Genomic DNA, 3106 nt, shown 5'->3' with positions numbered 1-3106 from the left:
GTGGTATATATTTTGGCACGGCTATTGCACTATTTTTATATTATGTGCGAACATTCACAAACAGAAATTAAAAACTGAAAGGAGACACGATGATGGAAAAGAACGTATTGTTAATCGATGATGAAGCAGCCCTCAGACGACATGTTTCGATGGGACTTATGCAGCAAGGATACCATACCGAACCATGTGAGAACGGTATGAAAGGTCTGGAGACACTGGAAAACCTGATGAAGAGGAAGATGCCACCGCAAGTCGCTATCGTGGACATAAGGCTTCCCGACATCGATGGACTCAAGCTCCTGAAGGTTATAAAAGCAAATTATCCCGACCTTCCGGTTGTTCTGATAACGGGATACGGAAGCGATAGCATAGCGCAAGAAGCGAAGAGCCAGATGGCAGCAGCATATCTGGAAAAGCCCTTCAACATGGAGGATCTGACGAAGGTTCTCGCAGCGATCCCTGCATCGGCGCCGGCCGCAGACTCCGGTCTTGCCGCCACGAAGGTAACCCCGGCCCCGGCACAGTCCATGACCGCCTATGCCCTTCTTACGCTCGAAAAGGATGCCAATCTCCTGAAAGTCTACCGGACCATCTATTTTCAGGAAAACGTGGTCTATTGTGATGCCATACGGGGTGACTACGACCTGGTTCTTCTGCTCCAGGCGGATACCCTCGAAGGGATCAAGGCAATAGTGGACAACGAGATCAAAACGATCCCGGGCGTTGCCGAAGCATCGCTCCTCAGCGTTGAAGCGCCCATATTCGGCGAGAACGTTCACAGCATAATCAGCTCTGTTGACAAGGCACTGGGACGTGATAAGGCAGGCGAGGATGTCAATACGAGCCAGCCGGCAAGGATAAGATCCTCCTCATACGTGCTGATGGAGATTGAAAAAGAGAAGCTTGAGGCGATCTATCCGGCCCTTTATTTCAATGACCAGGTTGTCTACTGCGATTATACCCTCGGGAAATATGACATCGTCCTTCTCATGAAAGGGACCAGTTTCAGCGAGATCGAGAACACCATAAGGACAAAATTCAAAACCCTGGACGGCGTCCTCAGGATCAAGGAATGGCCTATACTGACCCTCTTCGAGACGTAATCGATCTACCTCGCGGAGTGCGGTATGGACGCAACATGCTGCCGGCTTAATATGATGAGGGAGGAGAGAGATGCTGCAAACGGAACAGATAAAAATAGAGCAGAGTAAACACGGGTTTTCAGGATTCAAGATCGAATTATGGAAGTACCAGGGGGAGATGGGGGCACTCATCCCCCTTCTTCAGTCTGCACAGGAGACATACGGATATATCCCGGAATCGGCGATCGACTACATCAGTGAGATCGTGGGGATACCGTCGGCCGAGATCTATGGTGTGATCACATTCTACTCACAATTCCGGTTGAAACCGATGGGGAAGAACATCATCAAGGTCTGCGACGGGACGGCCTGTCACGTGAACGCCTCGACCGCCATAATCAAGACCCTGGAGAGCGAGCTCCGGATAGGCAATGACGAGACCACGGAGGATGGTCTCTTCACACTGCAAAAGGTGGCTTGCCTGGGATGCTGCTCGCTTTCCCCGGTCATAATGATCAACGGTGAGACCCATGGACGACTGACACCGAAGAAGGTGCAGCAACTCCTGAATGAATACAGGGAGCGTGCCGGGAGGGGAGAGGTATGAAGACAATCAAGGTCGGCCTTGGAACCTGCGGCGTATCCGCCGGTGGAGAAAAAACCTATGAGGCCATAAAGGACGAGATAGAGAAACAGAACATCCAGGTTATGTTGAGAGAGACCGGCTGCAACGGTATGTGCTACCGGGAACCGCTGATGGAAGTGATCGATGAGCAGAACCACGCGTTTGTTTACGGCGAGGTGACCCCGGAAAAGGCGAAACGGATCATGACCGAGCACATACTCGCCGACAAGCCTGTTTCCGAATGGATCGTGCAGAGCGGTGTGCCGTCGGAGGATGACTCCTTTTTCAAGAAACAGAATCGGATCGTGCTGAGAAACTGCGGTATCATCGACCCCAATTCCATTGATGAATATATAGCGGCAGGCGGATACCAGGCCATCCAGAAGGTGCTCAGGGAGTACACCCCTGAAGACGTGATAGATGTGATCACCAGGTCGGGCTTGAGGGGCAGAGGCGGCGGCGGATTCCTGAGCGGCGTCAAATGGAAGTTCTGCCGGCAGGCCGAAGGCAGGGAAAAGTATATCATCTGTAATGCCGACGAAGGAGACCCCGGTGCGTTCATGGACCGGAGCACGCTGGAGAGCGATCCCCATTCCGTGCTCGAAGGGATGATGATCTGTGCCTATGCCATAGGCGCCGAGGACGGCTACATCTATTGCCGGGCAGAATATCCGAAAGCGGTTCAGAGGCTGAAGGATTCTATCAGGCGGGCCCTGGGCAAGGGATTTCTCGGAAAGAACATATTCGGGTCCAACGTCAATTTTTCCATTAAGATCAAAGAAGGGGCAGGGGCATTTGTCTGTGGTGAAGAGACCGCCCTTATCGCTTCCATAGAAGGTAAACGGGGAATGCCGCGGTTCAGACCGCCATTTCCGGCAAACAAAGGGCTCTGGGGAAAACCGACGAACATCAATAACGTAGAAACATTCGCCAACGTCGCCTGGATCATCATGAACGGCCCCGAGGCCTTTGCGGCCATGGGCACGGAGAACAGCAAGGGCACGAAGGTATTTGCTTTATCGGGTAAGGTTGCCCGGGGCGGGCTTGCAGAAGTGCCTATGGGCATAACCATCAATGAGATCGTCTATGACATCGGCGGCGGTATAAAGGACGGCAAGAAATTCAAGGCCGTACAGATGGGCGGCCCCTCGGGCGGCTCTATCCCCGCTTCCATGGGTGATCTCCAGATCGACTACCAGCAGATAAACAAGACAGGAGCCATCATGGGGTCCGGTGGCCTCGTGGTGATGGACGAGACGACCTGCATGGTCGACATGGCCAAATTTTTCCTCCGGTTCACCCAGGATGAGTCCTGCGGGAAATGTACCTTCTGCCGTATCGGGACCAAACGGATGCTGGAGATCCTGGAGAGGATAACCGACGGCAACGGCAGGGAAGG

3 protein-coding genes are annotated in these 3106 nt (G+C 53.0%); all 3 read left to right on the top strand.

Annotated elements, in window-relative coordinates; translation table 11 throughout:
• Nucleotides 1-89: 89 nt before the first annotated feature.
• Nucleotides 90-1103, top strand: a complete 1014-nt coding sequence (locus PHU49_16345; GenBank protein MDD5245581.1) for a response regulator — start codon at nucleotides 90-92, stop codon at nucleotides 1101-1103.
• 70 nt (nucleotides 1104-1173) lie between these two features.
• Nucleotides 1174-1689 carry an NADH-quinone oxidoreductase subunit NuoE gene (gene nuoE / locus PHU49_16340; protein ID MDD5245580.1) on the top strand — a complete coding sequence of 172 codons (516 nt, stop codon included), beginning with the start codon at nucleotides 1174-1176 and terminating at the stop codon, nucleotides 1687-1689.
• Nucleotides 1686-3106: NADH-ubiquinone oxidoreductase-F iron-sulfur binding region domain-containing protein (locus PHU49_16335; protein MDD5245579.1), on the top strand; the 1421-nt coding region annotated here is incomplete at its 3' end. The genes nuoE and PHU49_16335, both read left to right, overlap by 4 nt.

Source organism: Syntrophorhabdaceae bacterium (assembly GCA_028713955.1).
Taxonomy (GTDB): domain Bacteria; phylum Desulfobacterota; class Syntrophorhabdia; order Syntrophorhabdales; family Syntrophorhabdaceae; genus UBA5609.
Note: the sequence above shows the minus strand (reverse complement) of the source record. Positions and strands in the feature narration are given on the sequence as shown.

What these genes read in the sequence shown, in the direction of transcription:
- PHU49_16345 (MDD5245581.1), top strand. Translation starts at nt 90, where the DNA reads ATGATGGAAAAGAACGTATTGTTAATCGATGATGAAGCAGCCCTCAGA.
- nuoE (MDD5245580.1), top strand. Translation starts at nt 1,174, where the DNA reads ATGCTGCAAACGGAACAGATAAAAATAGAGCAGAGTAAACACGGGTTT.